This is a genomic window from Plectonema radiosum NIES-515 (assembly GCF_025753815.1).
Taxonomy (GTDB): domain Bacteria; phylum Cyanobacteriota; class Cyanobacteriia; order Cyanobacteriales; family Nostocaceae; genus Hassallia; species Hassallia radiosum_A.
This window is the reverse complement of the sequence record NZ_JAOWRF010000330.1, coordinates 1-3815: the sequence shown is the minus strand read 5'-3', so window position 1 is coordinate 3815 and position 3815 is coordinate 1. Positions and strand designations below refer to the sequence as shown.

General features: G+C 41.9%; 4 protein-coding genes. 1 reads left to right on the top strand and 3 read right to left on the bottom strand.

The features are described from left to right. Positions 1–60: 60 nt before the first annotated feature. Positions 61–450, bottom strand: coding sequence for a hypothetical protein (locus OGM63_RS23290; RefSeq protein ID WP_263748050.1), 390 nt, complete (start codon positions 448–450; stop codon positions 61–63). A 142-nt stretch (positions 451–592) separates the two neighbouring features. Then, complete coding sequence (locus OGM63_RS23285) at positions 593–1684, bottom strand: saccharopine dehydrogenase family protein (RefSeq protein ID WP_263748049.1); 1092 nt, start codon at positions 1682–1684, stop codon at positions 593–595. Positions 1685–1847: 163 nt separating this feature from the next. On the opposite strand from OGM63_RS23285, the gene OGM63_RS23280 reads away from it, so the two are divergent. Continuing rightward, positions 1848–2867, top strand: a complete 1020-nt coding sequence (locus tag OGM63_RS23280; RefSeq protein ID WP_263748048.1) for a tRNA-dihydrouridine synthase family protein — start codon at positions 1848–1850, stop codon at positions 2865–2867. A gap of 54 nt (positions 2868–2921) precedes the next feature. Here OGM63_RS23280 and OGM63_RS23275 read toward each other — a convergent pair whose 3' ends face one another. Then, positions 2922–3674: a DUF6745 domain-containing protein gene (locus OGM63_RS23275; protein ID WP_263748047.1), complete on the bottom strand. Its 753-nt coding sequence runs from the start codon at positions 3672–3674 to the stop codon at positions 2922–2924. Positions 3675–3815: the final 141 nt, after the last annotated feature.

Genomic DNA, 3815 nt, shown 5'->3' with positions numbered 1-3815 from the left:
AGTCCCTCTTGTCCCCCTTGTCCCCCTTGTCCCCCTTGTCCCCCTTGTCCTCCTTGTCCTCTACTTCCCTGTCACCTTTTCAATCAGTTCTTTAGCTTTTTCACCGAAACTCTCTGGGGGATTTTGTGCTTTTTCAGCCTTTATATTTCTTTCGTAAGCCTTCTCCATCGTATTAAGGCTTTCACCGTCTTTTATTGCTTGTTCGTAAGCTTCTTGTCGCTGCTCTTCACGAAAACCTGCGGCTTCGTTACGTTCGTAAGCGCGGTCAATCTTTTCTTGTGGCGTTGGTTTATACTCTGGAGGTATCAGCTTCAATTCTTCTAGTGTGGTTGCATAACTAGGCTGTTGAACCACTACGAATAAACCCGACAGACTAATAAAAATTATCAAGCCAAAAACTAAAATCCTTGAAAGTAGTGCTTGCTTTAAAGTTAATAAAAATCTTCGCATGGAAAAACCCTCCTAATTTTCTGTTATGAGCCTTTGTTTGGCGTAAATAAAGACAATTACTTAGATCATTTTCAAGGCTTACAGGCATCCTAAATGTTGAAATATAGTTTTTACTTCTATCGGAGGACACATTATTTTTTGGCTATAACCAATTGTGATAAATCTTAATTCCTCGGCTTTGCATTGTATATTCAAATAAATCTGTTGGTAGTGCTTCTTCTACAGGAAAAACGCCTGGTTTATTAAGTTTGCCTTCTAATAATAATTGGGCAATACTACCAGTGCCACAACCCGAAGCCATTGCCGTATTTTGATGCAATAAGTCTGAGCAAAAAATACTTGTATCACCGTTTTTTTGCCCTGTAACTTCTGAGCGGACTGCTACCCCAATACCAGTAAAGTTATTAGTTACATCCGTCATAAAATGACTTACATGAGCCAAAAATTCGATAGTTCCACGCTTCTTCATTAACCATTTTGGAAACACATGAGCAGTAATCCAAGTCATGTGATTGTAAAAATCGGGAACTGAGCCAAACTTAGTAATTACGGTTTTGATTGATGGGAAAGTGTTGGGTAATGTAAAGGTTTCTGGCATATCAAACCAGTAAACTCCAGTGCGTCCGTAGGGGGGGAGAAAGTTAACAGCTTCCCGTTCGCTATAAGGTTTAACTGTTTGCCATTTGCCGTCTATCCAAGCGTCAAAAGGATGTTGCAATCCTAGAAATGTTGTCCGCATGACGGTGACACCAGCACCACCAGAACCAGATACTAAATAACTTAAATGTATCTTTTCGGCTGTATCGAATTGTTCGACACCCTGACGTACCATGCTATTAGAAATACCGGGGAAAATCCCAGTATTAACAATTGCCGTCACACCAGCAGCGGCAGCTTGTTCATGATATTTTAAAGCCTTGCTGGTATATGAACGGTGATCGCTAACATCTACATAGTTAACGCCTTGTTCAATGCAAATTTTGAGAACATTAGCATCGCGATAGTGAAAAGGACCGGCACAGTGGATGACTAAATCGCTTTTAGCGATCGCACTCCGTAATTTGTCAACTTCGGCTAAGTCTAAAATCAGAAATTTCCGAGGCATATCGCTAGTTTCAGTATCTGGCGATCGCCCAGTGATGGTAATTTCCGCTTGCGTGTGTGTGGCTAGATCCTGGGCAACACTACTGCCGATCCGTCCCCGTCCTCCAAGAATTAAAACCCGATTTATCATTGCTCCAGCATTGGCAAAAGTACCTTGATTACATCAATTTTCCGTTATCTTTGTCATCAATAACAAGTATGGATATCACCTACCCAAGAAGGAAGATATTTAAATCTCACCTCAACAACCAATTTTTGATAGAGTGATGCTTTGTTAATCGCTCTTCATCTCTATGTCCCAGGTATCGCTCCCAAAATCGCTCCATCCAGACCTACCCCTCACCGCTCTTGCCCCCATGCAGGATGTGACAAACCTCTGGTTTATGAAGGTCATTGCCCACTACGGCAGTCCTGACTACTTCTTCACCGAGTATTTCCGTGTGAATGATACCTCACGCCTCAATCGTAACATTCTGGCAGCAATCACCGAAAACGACACGGGTCGCCCCGTTTTTGCTCAAATGATTGGCGAAAGCATTCCAGACTTAGTAAGAACAGCGAAGGAACTCTGCAACTATAATATCGCTGGAGTGGACTTGAACATGGGCTGTCCAGCACCGAGAATTTATCGCAAAAATGTTGGGGGTGGATTGCTGCGAGAACCTGAAAAAGTAGATCGGATTTTGGGAGAACTGCGTTCTGCTGTGAACGATCGCCCTTTCACCGTCAAGATGCGCGTAGGCTTTGAAAATACAGATAACTTTTACTCCATTCTAGATACGATCAATCGCCACAGCATTGATTTGCTCTCTTTGCATGGTCGCACGGTGAAAGATATGTACCACGGAGCAGTAAAATATGATTTGATTGCTGAAGCGGTCAGACGAGTCGATTGTCCAGTGCTTGCCAATGGCAATATCCACTCTGCGACAAAAGCCCTTGAAGTGCTTTCTCAAACGGGTGCGGCAGGTGTGATGGTGGGACGCTGGGCGATCGCAAATCCTTGGATTTTTAATCAAATTCGGCAGGCTTTGCGGGGAGAGCCGATCGCACGCGTTCCTTTAGTGGAGGTACGCAACTATATCGATCGCTTATGGCAAACTCCTAACTCGGCAACTATGCCAGTGCGATCGCGTGTAGGCTACCTCAAAATGTTCCTCAACTACATTGCCCTCTTGGTTGACGCCGAAGGTGATTTCCTGCGGCTGATGCGACACACCTCTACCGAGGTAGAACTGCTTAACTTGTGCGATCGCTTTCTCCTTGCTGAAGGAACGAAAACTTTAGCCCTAGCACCCTACTCAGGACTGTAACGCGTGGCAACTTAGTTTGGCACCGTTTGTTTCTTCTAGCAACCATTGAGCTTGTCATTCTTGAATCGGTATTTTACCATATTTTTCAGGCAACCATACACCGTGATGGGCGTAAACCTTAAATCCATCAGCATACTCAATCGCGGGTTCTGCTTCTGCGTGGAGACGATTTTGGTTGTCGAAGGAGAGTTTTGTTGGGCGATCGCATACTACACAAATATTCACATACTCAAAAATCCAACCGCAATTCATGACAATATCTTGAAGAATTTGCCATTTTTTGGGATTGTATGCACGATTTAATACTGAAATACAAAAATCATAAAAACTGCATTCAGGGTTTAATAAATCAAGTTGAATACAATTTACAAAACATTCATCAGGAATATCTATATTTTCCCGATCTAGTTCTTCTTCCAATTGAACATAAAGGTTATTCCTTATCTCCAATACTAATTGCAAAATTTCTTGTTCCAGTGGTGTTCTCTCTTGAACCTGGGTTGAATTATGTCGTTGTTTATTTTCGTACTTTAACAATGGGTGTCTTATATCAGTTCGCAAGCTAAAACGTTTTAAATCCAAATATCTATCATCAAGTTCTCTTATAGCTGCATAAGGACTATCAAAAAATAAAACCTCAGGCTCTTTTTCGCCAAACCAAGCATAAGCATCTTTCAACATTTCAGCCGCTTTCTCCCGATCAATTCTCTCAGTTGAAAGCGCAATTTTTCGCCACTTTTCCCGATAAACTGGAATTAAAGCTTTTTGCTCAGGTGTCAGTTTGGTAATAATTTCATTCAGAGACATAAGGTATTAATCTGGTATAGAACCCATTTGGGATCTTTTTGGAAAAAGGTTATACTAGACAGCGATCGCCAGCTAATACAACCTTAAATATTGATTTCAAAACAGGAGTGTTGAGAAGAGAAAAAATGCCATATTCAAGTA

Bases quoted from the DNA above. Each gene is read 5' to 3' on its own strand.
- OGM63_RS23290 (WP_263748050.1), bottom strand. From the start codon at position 450: ATGCGAAGATTTTTATTAACTTTAAAGCAAGCACTACTTTCAAGGATT.
- OGM63_RS23285 (WP_263748049.1), bottom strand. From the start codon at position 1,684: ATGATAAATCGGGTTTTAATTCTTGGAGGACGGGGACGGATCGGCAGT.
- OGM63_RS23280 (WP_263748048.1), top strand. From the start codon at position 1,848: ATGTCCCAGGTATCGCTCCCAAAATCGCTCCATCCAGACCTACCCCTC.
- OGM63_RS23275 (WP_263748047.1), bottom strand. From the start codon at position 3,674: ATGTCTCTGAATGAAATTATTACCAAACTGACACCTGAGCAAAAAGCT.